The sequence below is a fragment of the Stenotrophomonas maltophilia group sp. vghtpe118 genome (assembly GCF_052605195.1).
Map to the genome: position 1 here is coordinate 155,571 of NZ_CP199672.1, position 16,789 is coordinate 172,359.

Sequence of the window (16,789 nt, forward strand, 5' to 3'; positions counted from 1 at the left end):
GTGTCGGTTTTCCCCCTCATCAAGGCATGACTCCATGAACTCCCATCAGAACAAGATCGCACTGGTTACCGGCGCCACCCGTGGCATCGGCGCCGAAACCGTACGCCAGCTGGCCAGCAACGGCGTGCATACGCTGCTGGCCGGGCGCAAGCGTGAGGCCGCCGTGGAGCAGGCGCTGAAGCTGCAGGCCGAGGGCCTGCCGGTGGAAGCACTGCAGCTGGACGTCACCGACAGCGCCAGCATCGCCGAGGCGGTGCAGCAGGTGCGCGAGCGCCACGGCCGCCTCGACATCCTGGTCAACAATGCGGGCGTGTTGCTGGAAAATCCGGCGCAGCGGCCGTCGGAGCAGTCGTTGGACACCTGGCGCCGCACCTTCGAGACCAACGTCTACGCACTGGTCGCGGTGACCCAGGCCTTCCTGCCGCTGCTGCAGCAGGCCAAGGCAGGCCGCATCGTCAATGTCTCGAGCATCCTCGGTTCGCAGACCCTGCATGCCGATCCGGCGTCGGGCATCTACGACATGAAGGTTCCGGCCTACAACGCCTCCAAGGCCGCTGTGAACAGCTGGACCCTGGCACTGGCGCACGAACTGCGCAACACGCCGATCAAGGTCAACACCGTGCACCCGGGCTACGTGAAGACCGACATGAACGGCGGCCACGGCGAAATCGAAATCGCCGAAGGCGCGCGCTCCAGCGTGCAGATGGCGCTGATCGGCCATGAAGGCCCGAACGGCAGCTTCACCTACCTGGGCGAGGTGCTGCCATGGTGATCCGCACGTTGGCGATGGCCGTCTCCAGCCTGGTGCTGGCGGGCTGTGTCAGCGTCGGCCCGAACTACAAGGCCCCGGTGCAGGAACCGGTGGTCCTGCAGGGTGCACAGCAGCCGGTGTTCAGTACCGCTTCGCCGGTCGCCAGCTGGTGGGCGCAGTTCGATGATCCGGTGCTGGAACAGCTGGTGCACGGCGCACTGTCGGACAACCTGGACCTTCGCGTGGCCGTGGCCCGCGTCAGCCAGGCCCGCGCGGTGTTCGTGGAAAGCCGCCTCGACCAGGCTCCGCACGTCACCGCTGGCGGCAGCTACGACCGCCGCAAGCAACCCGATCCGCAGCTGGGTGGGCAGCGGGTGTTCAGTGAAAGCTACCAGCTCGGCTTCGACGCCGGCTGGGAGCTGGATCTGTTCGGCCGCAAGCGCCGTGCTGCTGAAGCCGCGCGCGCCGACCTCGGTGCCGAGCAGGCCAACCTGGCCGATGCGCAGGTCCTGGTCGCCGCTGAAGTGGCACGCAATTACTTCGAGCTGCGTGGTACGCAGAAGCGCATCGCGGTGGCCCAGCACACGCTGGAAAACCTGCGCGATACGCAGAAGCTGACTGAGGCGCGCTGGGAGCTGGGCGCAGGCAGCGAGCTGGATGTGCAGAGCAGCCGTGCCCGCCTGAAGGCGATCGAGGCTGACATCCCGTTGCTGGAAGTGGCCGAGGCGCAGTCGCGCAACCGGCTGGCCGTGCTGCTCGGCCAGCGCCCGGAAGTGCTGACTGACATGCTCGCGCCGCACGACGTACCGGCCTTCGCCAAGGCACTGCCGCTGGGCGATACCCGCGAACTGCTGCGCCAGCGTGCCGACGTGCGCGTGGCCGAGCGTCGCCTGGCGGCTGCGACCGCACGCGTGGGCGTGGCCACGGCGGACCTGTTCCCGCGGTTGTCGCTGTCCGGCTTCGTCGGGTTCCTCGGCGGCGATGCCAGCGGCCTGGTCAATGGCAGCAACAAGGCCTGGTCGCTGACCCCGTCGCTGAGCTGGGCGGCATTCGACTTCGGCACCGTGCGTGCACGCCTGCGCGCCAGCAAGGCTGAAGCCGAAGGCGTGGCCGCGCAGTATGAGCAGGCGGTACTGCTGGCCCTGGAAGACACCGAGAACGCGCTGACCCGCTATTCCAAGCAGCAGGCACGGTTGGCGATCGTGGTCGAGCAGGCGCAGGCGGCACGGCGTGCCGAATCGCTGGCTCAGATCCGCTATCGCGAGGGCTCCGAGGACTTCCTGACCCTGCTGGATGCGCAGCGCACGCAGCTGGCAGCCGATGATGCGTTGGCGGCGGCCGAGTCCGAGGTCAACGTCAGCGTGGTGGGCGTGTACAAGGCGCTGGGCGGCTGGGGGCAATCACCGCAGCAACCGAGCGTGGCGCAGGTGCAATGACTCCAGGGGGGACGGAGGCCGTGGCTTCCGTCCCTTTGCTCTTTCAGGGCCACTGATTGGCCGGCACCTCGCGCTCGCGCATGCGCACGATGCAGAAGCGATGGCCGGTCGGTGCTTCCATCACCCACCAGCGCTTGACGAAGCCTATCCGTCGCGCGCCGAGCTTCTCCAGGCGGTCGGCTTCGGCATCGATGTCGTCGCTCTCGATGTCCAGATGCACCCGTGACGGGTGATCGACCCGCTGGACCTCAACGTCCAGGCCCGCCGGTGCGCCCAGCAGGTCGGCATACTCGGCGCCCCCTTCGGCACGCGCCGCCTGTGCCTGCAGGCCGAGCGCGGCGGCCCAGAAACGGGCGCCTTCGTCGGCGGGAAGGTCCTGGCAGTCGATGATGAATCCAGCCAGCCGGCTCTGGTGTGCCATGTGCTGCTCCGCACTTCGAGGGGTACGCGGCAGGGTAGCGCGGTGCATTCCGCGTACGTCTTCACCTTCGTGACGTTTCTGACTCTGCCGGATTTCGGGCCCGCCGTGTAACTAGTGGGTCAGGCACTCGGGAGGAAGGCGATGGCGGACGGAAGGCGGGATACCCAACGGATGTTGTTCGGCGATCCGGGTCCACCGGGTGCGGGGCTGTCAGTGGCAGTCGTGGTACTGCTGGTGCTGGCGACGATGGCCGCAGCGGTCGGTTTCCTGCGCCTGCAGGATTCGATGCTGGGACTGGGCCTGATCGGCGTGGCGGTGTTCCTGGCGATAGGGGCCCGCATCTGCCAGGCGCGCGATCAGCATCAGGCCCTGTATCGCCTGCTGTCGCGGCAGCCGCCGCTGTAGCTGCGGCTGCCGTGCGGGGTCAGTGCTGTGGCCAGTCCAGTTCGACCACCAGCGGGAAATGATCCGATGGCAGCACGCCATCGATGCGGCGGTCATCGGTCAGGAAGCTGCGCGCGTGGAAACCGCGCACCAGCACCCAGTCCAGCTGCGCGGTGGCCTTGCCAGTGAAATCGTGGAAGGTCAGTCGCGGGCCCTGCGGTGTCTTCACCTGGGTACGGGTGTCGTGCAATACGCGGGTGAATGCCTTGTAGGTGTCGCCGCCGGGTTCGCTGTTGAAGTCACCGGTCAGCACCACCGGCAGGTCGGCCGGCAGGCCGGCCACGCGCCTGCCGATCAGCTCGGCACCTTTCACCCGTCGTGGTTCGTCCTCGTCGCGGTAGGGCAGGTGGGTATCCATGAAATAGAAGCGGCGGCCGTCATCGATGCGGCGGAACAGCGCCCAGGTGACCATGCGTGGATACAGGTTGCCCCAGGTGATGCTGCCGGGCACATCGGGCGTATCAGACAGCCAGAAGTTGCCTGATTCCTCGATCGCCAGCACCTTGCTGTCGTAGAACACGCCCATGTGCTCGTCGCCGCTGCCGCCGCGGCGGCCCTCGCCGAACCAGCGGTAGCCGGGCAGGTGCTGGGCAAGGTAATCGGCCTGCTCCTGCACCAGCTCCTGGGTACCGATCACCGCCGGGTGCGCATCGAGGATGACCTTCACCATCGCATCGCGACGATCGGGCCAGCGCTTGCCGGGCTCGGTATCGGCCGGGGTGCGCACATTGAACGACATCACCTTCAACGGCGCAGGGGCTGCGGCCCAGGCGCTGGTCGCAGGCAGGGCAAGCGCCAGCAGGGCACAGAGTACGGGGCGACGGAAACGCGACAACATCGTGGAATCCCTCCATTCCATGAAAACGGTTTCACAGAGCATGCCACGAATGCGCGGACAGCGTTATGCAGGGATGGGTGGCTCGCGGATGCCGGGCGGGCGATGAACGTCCCACCCGGTGGACCGCGCACCGGCGATCACGGGTCGTAGCTCATCCCGTCGCCTGCCTTCTGCAATCGCGCAGATGCCCAGCGCATATGCAGCACGCTGATCAGGCAGCAGGAAGTGTCTCCATCCTGATCAGTCTTCAATCTCGCCACGGCGGCCTGCCGCGCGCACTGCCTGAGCGGTGGTGGCCACGCCAAGTCGTTGCCGTGCTCGCCGCAGGTGGTTCTCAACGGTGCGCGCAGACAGCCCCAGCGTGGCCGCTATCTCTGCCTGGCGCCGTCCAGCGGCGACCCAGCGCAGCACCTCGCGTTCGCGTGCGCTCAGCGCGCCCGCGCGGATGTCGGCCGGCGTTTCGGCCAGACGCCGCGCCGCACGGAAGGCGGAGGTGCCGACCATGTCCAGCAGCACACGCGCGCTGGCGGATGCATCAATCGAGGTGCCGGCGAAACTGACCGCACCCTCCAGACCGGTCGGGCCGAACACCGGAACCTGCAGCCCATGCAGGCCATCGCCGCGCGGCTGCTTCACCACCTGATAGCGTTCGCCGCGCACGCCCTGGCGCTTGCTCCAGAAGAACGGCGCAGTGCTGTCCAGCACATGACGGTTGACCGGGCAGGCATGCAGGTAGCGGGCGAGTGCGGTATCGCTGCCGTCACCGAACCAGTCACCTTCGATCCAGTACACGCGCTGTGCGCCGCGCTCCAGCCCGGTTCCGGTGGCAAACACCAACAGGCGGTCGTAGCCCAAGGGTGAGGCGGCGGCGCGCAGCACGCCGCCCACCGCAGGCAATGACCGAGCCTGTTCCAGTTCCAGCAGCGCGGGCACCAGCGCAGGCATGGGCTCAGCGCCCCGCCAGTGCATCGAGCAGCGTACGCGCGGCCAGCTTGCCCAACGCATTGCCGGCCAGCGGGCTGTCGCCGGTCAGCAGCAGGCGATCCTGCAGCACGCTGCCATCGATGCCCTCATTGACGATCTGCACGCCCTGCTGGGCCAGTCGTTCGCCGAAGAACCAACGCAGCTGCCCGGGCATGTAGCCGATCTCCGGTGTCTGCCGGTCCATTGCGTCGGGGAAGGCGGAGATGCGGTAGCCGCGGAACAACGAGTCACCCTCGGCTTCGTCGACGCCCGCTGCCAGCAGCGCCGCCGGGCCATGGCAGAGGGTGATGATGTGGCGCTGCTCGGCCATGGCCCACTGCAAGGTGGCCTTCACAGCGCGGCTTTCCGGGAGGCCGATCAACGCGCCGTGCCCACCGGGAATGAAGACAGCGGCGTAGTCCGAATCGGTGCCCAGGCCGGCCACCACCTGGTCCAGCTGCAACGGCTGGCGGAAGCGTGCCTGGTAGCGTTCGTACAGGGCGCCGATCTCGCTGTCCTTGTGTGGGAAGGCCCACCATTCGAACTTGACCGGGTTGCCGGACAGCGTCGCCACGTCGATGTCGAAGCCGGCCTTGTCCAGGTGGTACATCGGCAGCAGGGTTTCCACCGGATGGTTGCCGGTGGAGAACAGGTGGCCATTGGCGGTCGGCAGATAGCGCTCGTCGGCGGCGATCATCAGCACCTTCCAGCGACCATCGCGGCGCGCATCCGGATAGTCGGCGCCGGACAGGTCGCTCTTGGGCGAGGTGAACTGCGAGAGCGAATACGGCGACGGGAAGAAGGCATCGCGCTCGGCCGGATCGGGGCTGGGCTGGCGGCTGGGCTCTTGCGTGTTCATGCAGACCTCCGTTGGGGGAAAGTGAGCCCAGCATAGGAGGCCGGACGCGCAGGCGCGATGAGGGATTCCCCTCAATCGGCCGCAACCAGGATGCTGCAGTGCGCCACCCGGCCGGTTGGACAGCGGGATTATGTCGTGTTATCTAGCCGGTGCCGGGATAATCCCGGCATAACCACACAGCAAGCAAAGGAATGAAAATGAAAAGATTCGCCCGAGCATTGCGCGTCACTCTGAATATTCATCCGAACGAAAAGAGCAGCGTGTGGAATACCTGGCCTCTGTGGGTCGAATTCTGATCCTGCGGGCCAAACCCGCGATTGAGCGGTAGCAAGACGAAGGGACTCGTCTTTCGAGTCCCTTCCTGCCGGAGACGCACTGCATGCAAGGGATGTCGAATGAAGGCAGCGCCATTGCTGCCGAGCGCCTGGCTGCGCGCGTGGAGCGCGAAGGGCCTGTGCTGAAGCTGGAAACCGGTGGAATCGGGGTGTTCTGCCCGGAACTGGCCGGCAAGGTCGATAAGGAGAATTCCGAGCACCTGTTCGTGGTCGAGTCGCTGGCCGACCTGTTCCGCCGGCACGAACGCGTGCGCTGGACCGAAGTGCGCAGCCTGATTGCCACGCGCAGTGCTGAACTCACCAGTGCACAGACTCTGGAGGCGTTGCAGTCGCGCATGCGGCAGGCATTGGACGCACTGTGCGGGCGCGAGCTGGATGCCACGCCAGCCGTGTGGAAGGTGATGGCGCATCCGCTGGTGCCACTGGTGATCGATGGGCTCGACGCACGCGGCACCGCAGCCATCGAACGCGCCCTGCATCTGCGCTACACCACCCAGGTCGAGCAGGTCATCCATCGGCGCCACCTGCTGCGCAACTTCCTCATCGGCCGTGCCGAATCACGGGCGATCGCCGCCGAACTCAAGCGCCGGGTCCGCAGCGGACGTTCGGCGCTGGACTACGCGCAGTCATTGCTGAGCCTGCGAGAGCGCATCGGCCTGGACAAGGTCACCTACCTGGTCACCGTGCAGCTGATCGCCATTTCCGGCGTGCCCGGCATGATGGCCGCCTGCCTGCTGTTGGCGATGCAGATGCATCCACACTGGCGCCAGCGCATCGAGGAGGAATTCGCGCCGCTCTCGGATGCGGAGATCCATGCGCTGCCGATCGCCAGGATTCCCTGCACGATGCGCTTCCTGAAGGAAGTGATGCGGCTGTACTCCACGCCCTTCAACAACCGCCGGGTGGCCGCCTGCGATCTGCAGGTGGAAGGGGAGGCCATCGCCGAAGGCACAGTGTTCGAGTTGAGTTCGTTCATCCAGCACCGCTCGGCGAAGTACTGGGATGACCCGCTGCAGTTCGATCCTGATCGCTGGTTGCCCGAACGGCGCAAGCGTACCGCCGGCATCTATGTGCCTTACGGCTTCCCAACGCGTTCCTGCGTGGGGTCGGCGGTCGGCAATGCACAGCTGGTACTGCTGTGCGCGCTGCTGGCACGCGAGTTCCGCTTCACCCCCAGCGCCGACTATCGGCCCGAGGTGCGCATGGAGGGCTTTGCGATTCCGGCGGCGCTGCATGGCACGTTCTCGCGTCGTACGGCCGGTGCCTGATCTGTCGGGACGGCGGCTTACTTTCCCGTTCGCCCGTGTGCCTGCATGTCCTCATGCAGGATCCGCCGCAGCTCGACGATGGCCGGCGTAGCTTCCTGCACGCTGTGTCCGGACACGATCACCTTCTCCGAATCCGCGTGCGGCAGGTGTGAACTCCAGTAGGGCACCAGCCCGTCATCGGTCTTCTCAAGTGGGCCATCGGCCTTGGCGCGGGCGATGATCGAGTGGTAGTGCACCTTCGGTGACATCGGCAGGTCAGCCACGGCGCGGACGAACGGGTCGTCCTTGTCCAGGTTCTGGATGCTGTTCATCTGGTAGCCGTGCTTGCCGTCATTGCGGTCGATCTGGCCGTCGTTGGCAATGGTGGCGACGTCTTCCAGCACGGTCAGTGGCAACCGCACCAGCCGGCCGATCCATCGGCCGAGGCGGGTGCCCGCCACGTCGGTGCCGCGATGCGGCGTGGCGATGAACACCACGCGGGACACTTCCGGTTCCGGCAGGAAGGTCAGCACCGGTGCGCCTTTGGTGCGCAGCAGTTCGCGCTGGGCGGGCGTCATCTGCGCGGTGGCCAGCAGGGTGTCGACCAGGTGGTCGCCGGAGGAGGAGATCATCAACCGTGCGATGACCCCGCCCATGCTGTGCCCCACCAGCACCATGTCATGCGAGGCCTGCGCCTTGCCGCTGGGGTCGAAGTGCTTGAACACTTCAGCCAGCGTGTGGCGCATCGCATCGTGGCTCATCGCGATGGGCATGTTGGTCGGGTAATAGAACTGCCAGACCTGGAAGTCCCGGCGGATCTCGTCGTCGCGCAGCAGTTCGTTGGCCACGTTGACCCAGGCTTCCGGACTGCTGGCCAGGCCATGGATCATCAGCAGCACGCGGCGGTTCGGGTCATAGGGCTGCATCATGTACAGATGCGGCGTGTCGATGCCGCCCTTGCCGCCGAACAGCGTGCGCAGCGACTGTCGGCTGAAGTTGGAGCGGGCCAGCCACAGCGCATAGCCGGCAGTGAAGTTGGCCGCCAGTGGCACCTGCTGGCCGTGCAGGGTCACTTCCGAAACCTGGTAGGGATCGTGGATCTCCAGCTCCGGCTCGTCATCGTGCAGCACCTCCCACAGGTTTGTCCCCGAGAAGCGCAGCAGCACCGTCATCGATGGCGAGGGCATCTCGCTCCAGCTCTGCGTGGCCGAAGTGCTGGCCTGCGTTGCCTGCGCCGCTGCCCGAAGCGTGGTGGCCGTGCTGCCGGCCGGGTCCTCCATCACCGCCACCAGCTCGGCACCGAAGCCATCGCGGCGATGCACGCTGCGCAGCGTACCGGTGAACGACAGCGAGGCGGCGGGTACCAGCTCGCTGGGGGTACGCTGGTCCAGCGCCGATGCTTCGTCTGAAGGGGCCAGCACGAAGGTCCAGCGGCCCAGCTGGAAATGGCTGGCCTGGCCGTGCACGCGCCCGGTGGCATAGGCGTTGTAAAGCTGGACCGAGGCTTCCTGCACCGCCAGGTTGTAGTAATCGCGCACCTGGGTCTGGCGGTCTTCGAAGCCGCGCTGGTTCGCCGTGCGCTCGGTGAAGAACAGATAGGCATAGGCCTGGCGCGCGACCTGCATCCACGCATCGAGGCGTGGCTGGAAGTCGGCATCCAGCTCGGTGATTGCCGTCTTGGCGCGGCCGGATGCCGAGTACTCGCGCTTTGGCGCCGGCAGGGTCATCGCATACTGCAGCCACAGCTCGGCCAGGCTGGAGCGCTTGTCTTCCTCGCGCACCACGATGCTGCCTTCCATCGCCTCGATGCAGGGCAGGCCGGGCTTGGCACAGACGCCCTCGTCGAGCCCGGCCACGCGCAGGGTCTCGATGGTCGCCGCGCTGAGCTTGCCGGAGGTCAGGATGTCACCGCGCTTGAGCGCGATGTACTGGCCGGGCGTGACTGAGGCAACCTGCACCGACGGCCCGAACTGGCGAAGCGTCGCGCAGCCGCCCAGGGTGAGCAGCACGGTGATGATGAGTGTCGTGCGGCCGATGAAGCCCAAGCCCGTGGTAGCCATGCGATGCTCCTGCGCGGTGGCGCCACTCTAGCGGTGGGCCTGTCAAAGCGGAATAGACCGGACGGTCGGTTTGGGCCTGGCCGCCTTGGGTGATTCAGCCATTCCCGTGTGACACTGCGGCCAATGGAAAGGACACGGTGATCGCGATGGTCTGGCTGGAAACCCGTATTCCCCCGCCCGTGGTAATGCTGCTGTTCGCCGCTATGGGCTTTGCAGCACGCTGGCTGTGGCCGGGTTTGCACCTTCGGGTGCCGGTGCCGGTTCTGCTGGCAGGGGTGACGGTGACGCTGGGTGTCGTGCTCAACTTGCTGCCCAAGATCTCTTTCCGACGCGCCGGTACCACCGTCAATCCTCTGCGACCTTCGGCGTCGAGCGCGCTGGTTACCAGCGGAATCTATCGCCGCACCCGAAACCCGATGTATCTCGGCCAGGCGCTGGTTCTGCTGGGAGCCATGGTGTACCTGCAGAACCTGATCGCGCTGCTGGTGGTGCCGCTGTTCCTGGCGTACATCACTTGGCTGCAGATCCTGCCGGAGGAGCGGGCACTGATGGTCCGCTTTCCCGAGGCGTACGCGCAGTACCGTCATCGCGTGCCACGCTGGCTGTAGCGTTGGCTACGCCATCAGCGGCTGATCTGGCATTTCAGTGCGGCCGAATAGCCCTCGTAATCGTCGCCCGCGATCACGTGCAGGGTATGGCGCTTGTCGATGCGCTTCGCGTACGACGGTTCTTCGGTATTGGCGTGCTCGTTGACTTCGGTCACCGACCAGGCCTTGGCCAGGCGCTTGGCATCGACACCGTTCAAGTACACGAAGAGGCTCCTCTCGCCTTCGGCCACGTTCACATCGGCACTGGTGACCGTGCCACCAAACAGCGCGACCGGCTTGTCCTCCGGCTCGAACGTGCCGCCCGGCTTCTTGGCCAGGCCGGCCGCCTGCAGCGCATCGATGGCGTCGGCCGCACTGAAATCCGAGCCTGCCTTGCAGGCCAGCAGCGCCTCCAGCGTGGCGATGCCGGGCGGCGCGATGGCCGGGGCTGCGGCGTGCGTGGCTGGGGCTGCGGCGAGCGCGGTGAGGAGCAGGGACATCGCGAGGGGGGCTTTCATGGCAGATCCTTCTGGCGGTCGCGGATGGAGGGACTGCTGTGTTGGAGGTGTCATCCCGATTATGCGCCACACCTCCTGCGCGACGTGCAGGCACAAAAAAGCCGGAACCCCAGTTGACGGGAGATCCGGCTTCTTGCGGCCTCGACAGGCCTTACAGATGGTGGAGGTGGGCCCTACCGCAATGTGAACGTGTTGTTGATGGTGAAGGCGGTTGGTGCTGGTGTCAGAAACTGATACCCCCAGCAATACCCCCACTCTATGCAGCCTTGGCGGGTTCAATTCCATCCCGCTCGGCAACCCGGGCGGCCTGCCAGGCGTCCACCTCAGCCTCGATCCAGCCTACCGCGTTGCCGCCCAGCGGCACAGGCGCCGGGAAGGTGCCGGCGCTGATTCGGTCATAGATCGTGGTCTTGCCCAGGCCCGTGCGGCGCTTGACCTCTGGCATCTTGATGAAAACGAGCGGCTCGGTAGCCATGTTGTCCTCCTTCAGTTCGTGGCCAGCGCAGCGCGCAGCTGCTCGGTAGCCTGGGTTGCTGCATCGCGCAGGCGCATGACCTCTGCGCGCAGGCGGATCACTTCATCAGCCGCGACCACCAGCTGCTCGCGCAGCACGTCCTTGGCCGGCTGCTTCATGCGGCGCGGTTCGCGGGGGAAAAGCTGGTCGGGCATGGTTCAAGCTCCAATGCGGGATGCGGCAGCGCTGCTGCGGCTGCAGGCGAGATCCACAGGGATTCGATGCGGGGCTGGTTGGACTGGGCGCGCGCGTGCACGTCGACCCGGCGCCAGCCCACCAGTGCCTCGTCTTACAGCGGATGCCGGTACCCACTGAGCAGCACCATGCCGCGGAGCTGCAGCAGCTGGTCCAGCAGCGCGACGTGCTCGGCGTCTTCCAGCTCATGCGCGTAGACCTTCCGGTGGTCGCCGGAGCGGGTCTTCAGCACATAGGGTGGGTCGACGTAGAACAGCGTTTCCGGCGAATCGAACTGCGCGATGACGTCGGCCGCTGGCTGCTGGTCGATCAGCACGTCCTGCAGGCGATCGACATATGCGGGAATGTGTTTTGGCCACCCGCGCCACATGCTGGTCGGTGTGTGGTGGGTGGGGCCAGCACGCCAGCCGTTCCGGGCCAGCCGCTTCTTGGCGCCGATCGCCTGCGCGGTACGAATCACCATGCGGCGTGCGGCTTCGACCGGATCAGGGTGGTCCTCCCAGGCCTGCACGAACTCGGCGCGGGAGTAGGGTGTCAGACTCAGCGCCTGGCGCAGCTGCTCTGCCTTGACTGGATCTCGCAGCACCCGGAAGAAGTCGACCACGTGCTGGTCGAGGTCGTTGTAGACCTCGATCGCGGATGGCCGCTTCCGCAGCAGCACCGACATTGCCCCGCCGAACGGCTCGACGTAGCAGTGGTGCTGGGGCAGGTGTCCGATGATCCAATCGGCCAGCCGCCACTTGCCACCGTGGTACCGGAGCGCGGGGCGGGTAATCATGCGAACAGGTCCAGTTGGGCCGGCAGCGCCGGAGATGGGGCGGGCACTGCTGATCGTTCAACGGCGATCAGATGCAGCAGGCGCGCGCGATTCGCGGCGGCCAGGTCCATGCAGTGCCAGAACGGCGGATCCATCAGGCCGCCATTGCCTGGGCCATGCAGACGCACGCGCCGGGCGAGTGCCAGGTGCTGCCGCATGAAGATCAGCAACCTGTGGCGGGCGAGCGGGAAGCCAGCGGCGATCATCGGAACATCTCCAACTGCTGCGGGACGGCCGGACGACGGATTGCGTAAGAGCTGGGATCTCGCTCGTTGAGCAGGTCCTGGGCGATATGGAAGTGGTAGCCGCGACCGTTCATGTCGGTGATGCAGACCATCGGGAAGTAGCAAACCGCGATAGCCCCGGAGCAGAACAGGTAGTAGCCGCGACCACACGGCGCGCGGCCGGCCTCGGTGCTGCTGTCCAGCATGTCGCGCGTCCAGCCGGCGGCGATCCGAACGGCTACCGCGTTCGATGCGATCTCCCATGCTTCGTCTCGGTCCATCATCCGCGAGGACACCATGCCCATGGTGCGTAGCGCGGCGTCCATGTCGCCGGCAGCGAGGGCCTGAAGCGCTTGGCCACGGGCCTCCCACAGACGAGCATCCTGGGGAGCGATCGAGTCGAGCTCGACCCCGGACATGCTGGCCAGCTGCCGGCCGACCTCGCGGTGGTCGATTGCCTCAGCCATGAGCGCACCTCCGCCAGCACCAGCGCAGCCCATTGCGCGCGGCGCGGCATGCGCGGCTGATCGCCCACAGGGTGGCGATGCCGACCAGGAACCCGGCCAGGGCGAGCACGTGGACCATTGCAGCGGTGAGCACCTGGTCAGCCATGGAGACGACCCCCAAGGCGCTCTTGCCGTGGCAGAATCCGCCTCAACAGGGAGGATCTATGGCAATTGAGTTCTGTCCGCTCGAAGCGGACTGGGGAAATATCGCTGATTGGGCGGCTGTGGTGGTCGGTGTATTCGCCGCGGCCGGTACGATTTGGGTCGCGTCCATCGCCAACAGCACATCTCGCGGTGCCGCAAAAACTGCCAAAGACGCGAAAGACATCGCAGCCCAACAACACAATGAGGCTGTTGCTCTGCGCGAAGGCACTGCCAGAATTCTGGGCAGTTTGCTGGCGGCAGAGGTCCTGGTGCTGCCAACTAAGCTGGGTGCCGTGCTCCGTAGTCTGGATAAAGTTATTCCCTCCGGACCCGCAGATCCCCATAACCGGGCCACCACAGAATGGATCTTGGGTGAGCTTGGCCGGACCTTTTTGCCATCCACGGAAGAGTCTCTGGACCGCTTGCATAACCTTCCCGATTCGCTCGGCGACCGGGTTGCTCAGGTTGTCGGTATGTGCAGGGGGCTCGTCGACGCGTCGCAGCGGGTCGACTCTCGCTTCTACCGCTCCAACTTTCAGGGGCACATGATCATCATGAGTTACAACGGGGACAACGAAGATTTCGCCGCGTTGAGGGACCAATTGGCGGCTACGTTGGCCGAGAGTCTGACGCTTGCAAGACGATTCGGAGAGTTCGCCGGTGCCGGTGAGCACGACTATCCTGACGAAGAAGGCTTGCTCAAGAAGTCTTGAGGTTCTCGCGTCTCGGCGATCGCATTGAGGTACGCCCTCGGTGCCCAGGGCATGGTCAAGCATGTGGCGTCTCCCGCGTCTTCGCGCAGCTGTGACTGCCACCCTCAGCCAGGTTGCGGCGGCTGAGGGTGGATCGGTCGATGGGGCTGTTGCCGAGGATCTGGACCTTGCCGCCAGAGCGCAGGAACTGCGCCACGTCGTCGGCGATCTCGGCCCGCTGGCGGTCCTTCTCAGCCTGCGTGGCCAGCTCGAAGGTCGGCTGTACGTGGATGCTGGTCACGGATGGGTCTCCTGATTTGCCAGCAGCGGCCAACGGGTGCGGCGCTGCCAGCTTTGGGTGAGGTGGTTCAGTTCGACCTTCGAAATCACCGAGGCCCAGGTCCGTGAGTTCGCCGAGCTGTATCCGGCCATCGACGTGATGCAGACCTTGCGGGCGATCAAGGCCTGGACGATCTCCAACCCGAAGAACCGGAAAACCCGCAGCGGTGCCATGCGGTTCGTGAATTCCTGGCTGAGCCGCGCGCAGAACCAGGCGCCGACCCGGCCGGGTACAGCGCCAGCGCAGCAGAAGGGCGCACTGCCGAGGCTCAGCGCATGACGACCCTCGAAGCCAACCACCGCGCGGCGATCCATCATGTCGAGCGCCAGGTGCTGCACACGGCGATGTGCCGCCCGTCCAGCATCGCCGACATGCCGCTGCAGCCGGGCCACTTCGGCAACGAGGCGCACGGCCAGCTGTGGGAGCTGATCCGCAGCATGGACGCCGGTGGCAAACCTGTGGACGCCATAACGATCTCGGACGTGGCCGACCGCATGGGCAGCCCGCGACTGAGCGAGCTGGCGATGCTGATCGGCGTCGACCGCGACCTGTACCCCAGCAGCCAGCCGGCCTATCAGGCCTCGATCTTGCTGGCAGCTTGGCGTGACCGAGAGGCCCTGGCGATCGCGCGAGAGCTGCAGGAAGGCGCGCAGGCTCGGCAGGAAGACGCGGTCGACGCTGCGATCCAACGGCTGATGACCCTGCATACCGCGGACCGCAGCTACGAACACACCTCGCAGTCGGCGCTCGATGCCGCCGTGGCTCAGGCCATGGAAGCGCAACGCAACGGCGGGAAGCTGATCGGCGTTTCCACGGGCATCTTCGACCTGGACGAGGCGCTGGGCGGTTTCCACGACAGCGACCTGATCATCGTAGGTGCGCGGCCGGCGATGGGTAAGACGGGCTTCCTGCTTGGCGCCACTGCCGCTGGCGCCAAGGGCGGGCCGGTGGGCCTGATCTCGGGCGAGCAGCCTGCCGACCAGGTGGGCCTGCGCTGGCTGGCCGCTGGGTCGGGTGTCAACGTCGGTCGCCTGCGCGCTGGCAAGTTCCGCCACGACGACGTCGGCTCGCTGCTGCACGCCGCCGAGCAGTACGGCGCGCTTCCGGTGCGCATCCACGACCGTCCATCGCCGGACATCACCGAGGTGGTGCGCGAGGCCCGCAGGTGGAAACACCAGCTGGGCATCCGCGTGCTTTATGTGGACTACCTGCAGCGCATCGAGATCGCATCGATGTCTCGCGCTCCGAAGCACCAGCAGGTGGGCGGCATTACCCGCAGCCTGAAGAACCTCGCGCGCGATCTGCGAATCCCTGTGGTCGCGCTCGCCCAGGTAAACCGCGAGGCCGACGGCGAGCGTCCGCAAATGAAGCACCTGGCCGACAGCTCGGAGATCGAGAAGGAAGCCGACCAGATCATGATGCTGTGGCGGGACCTGTCCAACCCGCAGGCCGAGCGCACCGCGGCAGAAATCAACGTGGTGAAGAACCGGCACGGGAACATCGGCGTTGTGCCGGTGACCTGGCACGGCGGGTCGACGTCCTACGTCAACCGCAGCGCTGCCGACGAGCTCGGGGAGGTCGCGTGACCCAGACCGCTGCAGCGAAGAAGATCCGCGCCAAGCGCGCGCGCCGGCCGATCTACCTGGTGGTGGCCAAGCTGATCGACCCGAACACCGGTGCGCTGGTGGGCGCCCTGGTGCCGGCCCATGAGGTCGACCAGCGCCTGCTCCGCGATCGCAAGTTCCGCGTGGGCCGGGAGATCCGCGGCGAACTGAAGCAGCCGCGCGAGGAATGGCAGCACCGCCTCATCCACAAGATCGGGCACCTCATGGTCGACAACGTCGAAGGCTGGGAGCAGCTGGGCGCGCACGATGCGGTGAAGCGCCTGCAGCTGGACGCTGACGTCTGCTGCGAGACCGTGGAAATGGACGCCACCCCAGTGATCGCCGCGGTGCTGGATTCCTGCGAGGCGCTGCTGGGTGCAGGCGCCCGCAGGGTGCTGGCAGGCGTGCTGCCGGAGATCCGCACCATCCCGGTCAAGCGCGCCGAGAGCCTGTCATTCGACGAGATGGAACAGGCCCGGTTCCAGGAGCTGTTCGACGGTCTGACCGAGTACATCGGCCACCGCTACACCCACGTGATGCTCGACGAGGTGCGCGCCGAATTCTGGGACATGGCAGGGCAGAACAGGAGGGTCGCCTAATGTGGCCGTTTTCAAGGCTCCGCACCAGCTTTGCGCGCGAGAACCTGTGCGGGAAGCGTAAACGTGTAGATGAGGAACAGCTTGGTGAATTCTTCGAGCTGTTCAACCTCGGCGGCAGTGAGCTCTTCGTCGTCGTGGGCACCTTGATTGCCATCGAGGCGAATGAGGTGAGCCCATTCCTTCAGATCAGTGGTGAGCTTTCCATCGTCGGCGAGGAGGTCAATCCGTTTCGCCAGCATCTTGCCTGCAAGCGATGGATCAAGTTCACGAGTGGCTGCATCAATGGCCTTTCGGAACATGGAGGCCGCTGCATCAGTGTTTCCGCGGCGAGCATTGTCGAGACCTTGGACGAACGAGCGTTCAACCGCTTGAGGAACGCTCGCCGGAGCAGTGAGGCGGTCCTTCTTTGGATACTCGATAACAATCGAAGATTTCGTCTGCTTTATGTATCGGTCGAAATCGCCCAGGAAAGACATCACCCAATTTGTACTGTTGGCAGGGTGGAAGAAGCCGATGCAAAGGATTTCCGAGCATCTATTGCAGGAGAACGCCGCCGTGCTGCGTGTATTTCCTTTGGAAACCAGTGCGATTGGCTGCATAGCCACGTTGGTCGCGCTGCAATGCGGGCAGTCTCGGACAAGAGTTACAGACATATCCACTCCATGGTTACCCGGGATCGGGCTGCTTGGGGGGAA

Annotated in this window: 23 protein-coding genes; 8 read left to right on the plus strand and 15 right to left on the minus strand. The window is 65.8% G+C overall.

Features of this window, described 5'->3' with window-relative positions; translation table 11 throughout:
- Nucleotides 1-34 precede the first annotated feature (34 nt).
- Entirely contained in the window at nt 35-772 is a 738-nt protein-coding gene (locus ACUDTM_RS00820; protein ID WP_072168315.1) for an SDR family oxidoreductase, read from the plus strand.
- Nucleotides 766-2,187: an efflux transporter outer membrane subunit gene (locus ACUDTM_RS00825; RefSeq protein ID WP_072168314.1), complete on the plus strand. Its 1,422-nt coding sequence runs from the start codon at nt 766-768 to the stop codon at nt 2,185-2,187. Before ACUDTM_RS00820 ends, ACUDTM_RS00825 begins: the two co-directional genes overlap by 7 nt.
- A gap of 43 nt (nt 2,188-2,230) precedes the next feature.
- Here ACUDTM_RS00825 and ACUDTM_RS00830 read toward each other — a convergent pair whose 3' ends face one another.
- The gene (locus tag ACUDTM_RS00830) at nt 2,231-2,608 is read right to left on the minus strand and encodes a VOC family protein (RefSeq protein WP_005416164.1); all 378 of its coding nucleotides are present in this window, start codon (nt 2,606-2,608) and stop codon (nt 2,231-2,233) included.
- Between the two features lie 141 nt (nt 2,609-2,749).
- Between ACUDTM_RS00830 and ACUDTM_RS00835 the strand changes: the two genes are divergently transcribed.
- Nucleotides 2,750-3,013, plus strand: coding sequence for a hypothetical protein (locus ACUDTM_RS00835; protein ID WP_049414598.1), 264 nt, complete (start codon nt 2,750-2,752; stop codon nt 3,011-3,013).
- Nucleotides 3,014-3,032: 19 nt separating this feature from the next.
- On the opposite strand, the gene ACUDTM_RS00840 is transcribed toward ACUDTM_RS00835, so the two are convergent.
- The 3 genes from ACUDTM_RS00840 to hchA all read right to left on the minus strand — a co-directional run bounded on the left by ACUDTM_RS00840 (nt 3,033) and on the right by hchA (nt 5,712).
- Entirely contained in the window at nt 3,033-3,890 is an 858-nt protein-coding gene (locus tag ACUDTM_RS00840; RefSeq protein ID WP_072168313.1) for an endonuclease/exonuclease/phosphatase family protein, read from the minus strand.
- Nucleotides 3,891-4,130: 240 nt separating this feature from the next.
- Complete coding sequence (locus ACUDTM_RS00845) at nt 4,131-4,835, minus strand: PA1136 family autoinducer-binding transcriptional regulator (protein ID WP_445391047.1); 705 nt, start codon at nt 4,833-4,835, stop codon at nt 4,131-4,133.
- 4 nt (nt 4,836-4,839) lie between these two features.
- On the minus strand, nt 4,840-5,712 hold the full coding sequence (gene hchA, locus ACUDTM_RS00850) for a glyoxalase III HchA (RefSeq protein WP_445391048.1): 873 nt from the start codon (nt 5,710-5,712) through the stop codon (nt 4,840-4,842).
- A 379-nt stretch (nt 5,713-6,091) separates the two neighbouring features.
- Here hchA and ACUDTM_RS00855 point away from each other — a divergent pair, with 379 nt between their 5' ends.
- Nucleotides 6,092-7,315: a cytochrome P450 gene (locus ACUDTM_RS00855; RefSeq protein ID WP_245884935.1), complete on the plus strand. Its 1,224-nt coding sequence runs from the start codon at nt 6,092-6,094 to the stop codon at nt 7,313-7,315.
- A gap of 17 nt (nt 7,316-7,332) precedes the next feature.
- Here the strand turns inward: ACUDTM_RS00855 and ACUDTM_RS00860 are convergent, their stop codons facing one another.
- Nucleotides 7,333-9,354 carry an esterase/lipase family protein gene (locus tag ACUDTM_RS00860; protein WP_445391049.1) on the minus strand — a complete coding sequence of 674 codons (2,022 nt, stop codon included), beginning with the start codon at nt 9,352-9,354 and terminating at the stop codon, nt 7,333-7,335.
- A gap of 146 nt (nt 9,355-9,500) precedes the next feature.
- Here ACUDTM_RS00860 and ACUDTM_RS00865 point away from each other — a divergent pair, with 146 nt between their 5' ends.
- Nucleotides 9,501-9,962, plus strand: coding sequence for a methyltransferase family protein (locus ACUDTM_RS00865; protein ID WP_334271476.1), 462 nt, complete (start codon nt 9,501-9,503; stop codon nt 9,960-9,962).
- Nucleotides 9,963-9,976: 14 nt separating this feature from the next.
- On the opposite strand, the gene ACUDTM_RS00870 is transcribed toward ACUDTM_RS00865, so the two are convergent.
- The 7 genes from ACUDTM_RS00870 to ACUDTM_RS00900 form a co-directional block, all read right to left on the minus strand.
- On the minus strand, nt 9,977-10,459 hold the full coding sequence (locus ACUDTM_RS00870) for a hypothetical protein (protein WP_334271453.1): 483 nt from the start codon (nt 10,457-10,459) through the stop codon (nt 9,977-9,979).
- A gap of 256 nt (nt 10,460-10,715) precedes the next feature.
- Nucleotides 10,716-10,934: a helix-turn-helix transcriptional regulator gene (locus ACUDTM_RS00875; protein WP_065183319.1), complete on the minus strand. Its 219-nt coding sequence runs from the start codon at nt 10,932-10,934 to the stop codon at nt 10,716-10,718.
- 11 nt (nt 10,935-10,945) lie between these two features.
- Nucleotides 10,946-11,128 (minus strand): hypothetical protein, encoded by a 183-nt coding sequence (locus ACUDTM_RS00880; RefSeq protein ID WP_445391050.1) that lies wholly within the window; start codon nt 11,126-11,128, stop codon nt 10,946-10,948.
- 134 nt (nt 11,129-11,262) lie between these two features.
- Nucleotides 11,263-11,946 (minus strand): DNA adenine methylase, encoded by a 684-nt coding sequence (locus tag ACUDTM_RS00885; protein ID WP_445391051.1) that lies wholly within the window; start codon nt 11,944-11,946, stop codon nt 11,263-11,265.
- A complete protein-coding gene (locus ACUDTM_RS00890; protein WP_065197411.1) occupies nt 11,943-12,191 on the minus strand; it encodes a hypothetical protein in 249 nt (82 codons plus the stop codon). The genes ACUDTM_RS00885 and ACUDTM_RS00890 overlap by 4 nt, the downstream gene beginning before the upstream one ends.
- Complete coding sequence (locus ACUDTM_RS00895) at nt 12,188-12,676, minus strand: hypothetical protein (RefSeq protein WP_445391052.1); 489 nt, start codon at nt 12,674-12,676, stop codon at nt 12,188-12,190. The genes ACUDTM_RS00890 and ACUDTM_RS00895 overlap by 4 nt, the downstream gene beginning before the upstream one ends.
- Entirely contained in the window at nt 12,669-12,821 is a 153-nt protein-coding gene (locus ACUDTM_RS00900; protein WP_445391053.1) for a hypothetical protein, read from the minus strand. The genes ACUDTM_RS00895 and ACUDTM_RS00900 overlap by 8 nt, the downstream gene beginning before the upstream one ends.
- A gap of 58 nt (nt 12,822-12,879) precedes the next feature.
- On the opposite strand from ACUDTM_RS00900, the gene ACUDTM_RS00905 reads away from it, so the two are divergent.
- On the plus strand, nt 12,880-13,572 hold the full coding sequence (locus tag ACUDTM_RS00905) for a hypothetical protein (RefSeq protein ID WP_445391054.1): 693 nt from the start codon (nt 12,880-12,882) through the stop codon (nt 13,570-13,572).
- A gap of 55 nt (nt 13,573-13,627) precedes the next feature.
- Here ACUDTM_RS00905 and ACUDTM_RS00910 read toward each other — a convergent pair whose 3' ends face one another.
- Nucleotides 13,628-13,852, minus strand: coding sequence for a hypothetical protein (locus ACUDTM_RS00910; RefSeq protein ID WP_445391055.1), 225 nt, complete (start codon nt 13,850-13,852; stop codon nt 13,628-13,630).
- Nucleotides 13,849-14,208, minus strand: a complete 360-nt coding sequence (locus ACUDTM_RS00915; protein ID WP_445391056.1) for a hypothetical protein — start codon at nt 14,206-14,208, stop codon at nt 13,849-13,851. The genes ACUDTM_RS00910 and ACUDTM_RS00915 overlap by 4 nt, the downstream gene beginning before the upstream one ends.
- On the opposite strand from ACUDTM_RS00915, the gene ACUDTM_RS00920 reads away from it, so the two are divergent.
- Both ACUDTM_RS00920 and ACUDTM_RS00925 read left to right on the plus strand, forming a co-directional pair.
- Nucleotides 14,167-15,477, plus strand: a complete 1,311-nt coding sequence (locus tag ACUDTM_RS00920) for a replicative DNA helicase (RefSeq protein WP_445391057.1) — start codon at nt 14,167-14,169, stop codon at nt 15,475-15,477. The two genes, ACUDTM_RS00915 and ACUDTM_RS00920, sit on opposite strands and share 42 nt — an antisense overlap.
- On the plus strand, nt 15,474-16,094 hold the full coding sequence (locus ACUDTM_RS00925) for a hypothetical protein (RefSeq protein WP_343648296.1): 621 nt from the start codon (nt 15,474-15,476) through the stop codon (nt 16,092-16,094). The genes ACUDTM_RS00920 and ACUDTM_RS00925 overlap by 4 nt, the downstream gene beginning before the upstream one ends.
- 11 nt (nt 16,095-16,105) lie before the next feature.
- On the opposite strand, the gene ACUDTM_RS00930 is transcribed toward ACUDTM_RS00925, so the two are convergent.
- Nucleotides 16,106-16,747, minus strand: a complete 642-nt coding sequence (locus ACUDTM_RS00930) for a DUF4145 domain-containing protein (RefSeq protein ID WP_343648298.1) — start codon at nt 16,745-16,747, stop codon at nt 16,106-16,108.
- Nucleotides 16,748-16,789 lie beyond the last annotated feature (42 nt).

What these genes read in the sequence shown, in the direction of transcription:
- ACUDTM_RS00825 (WP_072168314.1), top strand. Translation starts at nt 766, where the DNA reads ATGGTGATCCGCACGTTGGCGATGGCCGTCTCCAGCCTGGTGCTGGCG.
- ACUDTM_RS00840 (WP_072168313.1), bottom strand. Translation starts at nt 3,890, where the DNA reads ATGTTGTCGCGTTTCCGTCGCCCCGTACTCTGTGCCCTGCTGGCGCTT.
- ACUDTM_RS00930 (WP_343648298.1), bottom strand. Translation starts at nt 16,747, where the DNA reads ATGTCTGTAACTCTTGTCCGAGACTGCCCGCATTGCAGCGCGACCAAC.
- ACUDTM_RS00885 (WP_445391051.1), bottom strand. Translation starts at nt 11,946, where the DNA reads ATGATTACCCGCCCCGCGCTCCGGTACCACGGTGGCAAGTGGCGGCTG.
- ACUDTM_RS00830 (WP_005416164.1), bottom strand. Translation starts at nt 2,608, where the DNA reads ATGGCACACCAGAGCCGGCTGGCTGGATTCATCATCGACTGCCAGGAC.
- ACUDTM_RS00855 (WP_245884935.1), top strand. Translation starts at nt 6,092, where the DNA reads ATGCAAGGGATGTCGAATGAAGGCAGCGCCATTGCTGCCGAGCGCCTG.
- hchA (WP_445391048.1), bottom strand. Translation starts at nt 5,712, where the DNA reads ATGAACACGCAAGAGCCCAGCCGCCAGCCCAGCCCCGATCCGGCCGAG.
- ACUDTM_RS00875 (WP_065183319.1), bottom strand. Translation starts at nt 10,934, where the DNA reads ATGGCTACCGAGCCGCTCGTTTTCATCAAGATGCCAGAGGTCAAGCGC.
- ACUDTM_RS00870 (WP_334271453.1), bottom strand. Translation starts at nt 10,459, where the DNA reads ATGAAAGCCCCCCTCGCGATGTCCCTGCTCCTCACCGCGCTCGCCGCA.
- ACUDTM_RS00895 (WP_445391052.1), bottom strand. Translation starts at nt 12,676, where the DNA reads ATGGCTGAGGCAATCGACCACCGCGAGGTCGGCCGGCAGCTGGCCAGC.
- ACUDTM_RS00905 (WP_445391054.1), top strand. Translation starts at nt 12,880, where the DNA reads ATGGCAATTGAGTTCTGTCCGCTCGAAGCGGACTGGGGAAATATCGCT.
- ACUDTM_RS00890 (WP_065197411.1), bottom strand. Translation starts at nt 12,191, where the DNA reads ATGATCGCCGCTGGCTTCCCGCTCGCCCGCCACAGGTTGCTGATCTTC.
- ACUDTM_RS00845 (WP_445391047.1), bottom strand. Translation starts at nt 4,835, where the DNA reads ATGCCTGCGCTGGTGCCCGCGCTGCTGGAACTGGAACAGGCTCGGTCA.
- ACUDTM_RS00880 (WP_445391050.1), bottom strand. Translation starts at nt 11,128, where the DNA reads ATGCCCGACCAGCTTTTCCCCCGCGAACCGCGCCGCATGAAGCAGCCG.
- ACUDTM_RS00820 (WP_072168315.1), top strand. Translation starts at nt 35, where the DNA reads ATGAACTCCCATCAGAACAAGATCGCACTGGTTACCGGCGCCACCCGT.
- ACUDTM_RS00920 (WP_445391057.1), top strand. Translation starts at nt 14,167, where the DNA reads ATGACGACCCTCGAAGCCAACCACCGCGCGGCGATCCATCATGTCGAG.
- ACUDTM_RS00835 (WP_049414598.1), top strand. Translation starts at nt 2,750, where the DNA reads ATGGCGGACGGAAGGCGGGATACCCAACGGATGTTGTTCGGCGATCCG.
- ACUDTM_RS00865 (WP_334271476.1), top strand. Translation starts at nt 9,501, where the DNA reads ATGGTCTGGCTGGAAACCCGTATTCCCCCGCCCGTGGTAATGCTGCTG.
- ACUDTM_RS00915 (WP_445391056.1), bottom strand. Translation starts at nt 14,208, where the DNA reads ATGATGGATCGCCGCGCGGTGGTTGGCTTCGAGGGTCGTCATGCGCTG.
- ACUDTM_RS00900 (WP_445391053.1), bottom strand. Translation starts at nt 12,821, where the DNA reads ATGGCTGACCAGGTGCTCACCGCTGCAATGGTCCACGTGCTCGCCCTG.
- ACUDTM_RS00860 (WP_445391049.1), bottom strand. Translation starts at nt 9,354, where the DNA reads ATGGCTACCACGGGCTTGGGCTTCATCGGCCGCACGACACTCATCATC.